The following is an 898-nucleotide window of genomic DNA, read 5'->3' as shown; positions in this document are numbered from 1 at the left end:
GGTTTGGCTGTGCAAGCCTAAATACTCACCACTACCTTTGGTATACTCACTTAGATCATAAGCACTAAAAAACGTACCGGTACGTTTTAAATGCTTAAAGCTTAATGCATTAACATAGTTCCACACGAAGTTTACTGAACCGCTTAGCTGGTTCAGCTGTTTTATATGCTTGTCTTTAATGCGTAGTTTAAGGGTTTTCATACCTTTAGTATGGCGAGAGTAATTTTAACTTACAACCCTTTAAACACTACTTATGACAGTACATGTCGCCTTATATCCACCCCCTGAAGTGGTGGTTTTATGGCGATAGGTGATAAAGATTATTGCATCAAGTGAGTTTGACCTTACCCATTTTTGCTTCACCGCGATTGAGCAGATACTGCATCACCGGCGAGTCAAGCAGCATGGTTTCTGCTACTGCAGTCGCTCGTGCTACCCGTTGGCGCTGGCGACGTTCGGGGGTCTTATTGTCATCTTGCATGACACTATTATCGATTTGCAAATCAATCTGCGCTTGTGGAAACTCTTGTTGTAACTTCTCTGCCAATGCTTGAAACGTACTCTGCATATGCTTGCTGTCAACAGCGGTAACAAATATAGATTGACCATTACAATCACCACTCATCATACCTTGACGTGCCAGCGCCAATTCATCAGCTGCCAAGATATTGGCTTCACGAGCATTTTGTAGCCAATAATCCCACTTCTCTGCACTCCACTCTCCAGTCAAGTCTTGTGGTGGGCAACGTAGCAGGGTACGAGGATCATTAGGTTGTGACAATAACTGAGAATCATTTCCGTTTGGCTCAGAAATTGGTTCAGGCTCAGAAATTGGTTCAGGCTCAGAAATTGGTTCAGGCTCAGAAATTGGTTCAGGCTCAGAAATTGGTTCAGGCTC

General features: G+C 43.5%; 1 protein-coding gene and 1 pseudogene. One reads left to right on the top strand and one right to left on the bottom strand.

Annotated elements, in window-relative coordinates; translation table 11 throughout:
• Positions 1-201 (bottom strand): annotated as a pseudogene (locus tag J3492_RS13005) (RNA-guided endonuclease InsQ/TnpB family protein); the annotation flags it as partial.
• Between the two features lie 611 nt (positions 202-812).
• Here J3492_RS13005 and J3492_RS13515 point away from each other — a divergent pair.
• The coding region (locus J3492_RS13515; protein ID WP_424108404.1) for a hypothetical protein at positions 813-898 on the top strand (86 nt) is incomplete at its 3' end.

Origin of the sequence: Psychrobacter coccoides (genome assembly GCF_017498085.1) — a bacterium.
Classification (GTDB): Bacteria; Pseudomonadota; Gammaproteobacteria; order Pseudomonadales; family Moraxellaceae; genus Psychrobacter; species Psychrobacter coccoides.
This window is presented reverse-complemented; position numbering and strand designations above follow the sequence as displayed.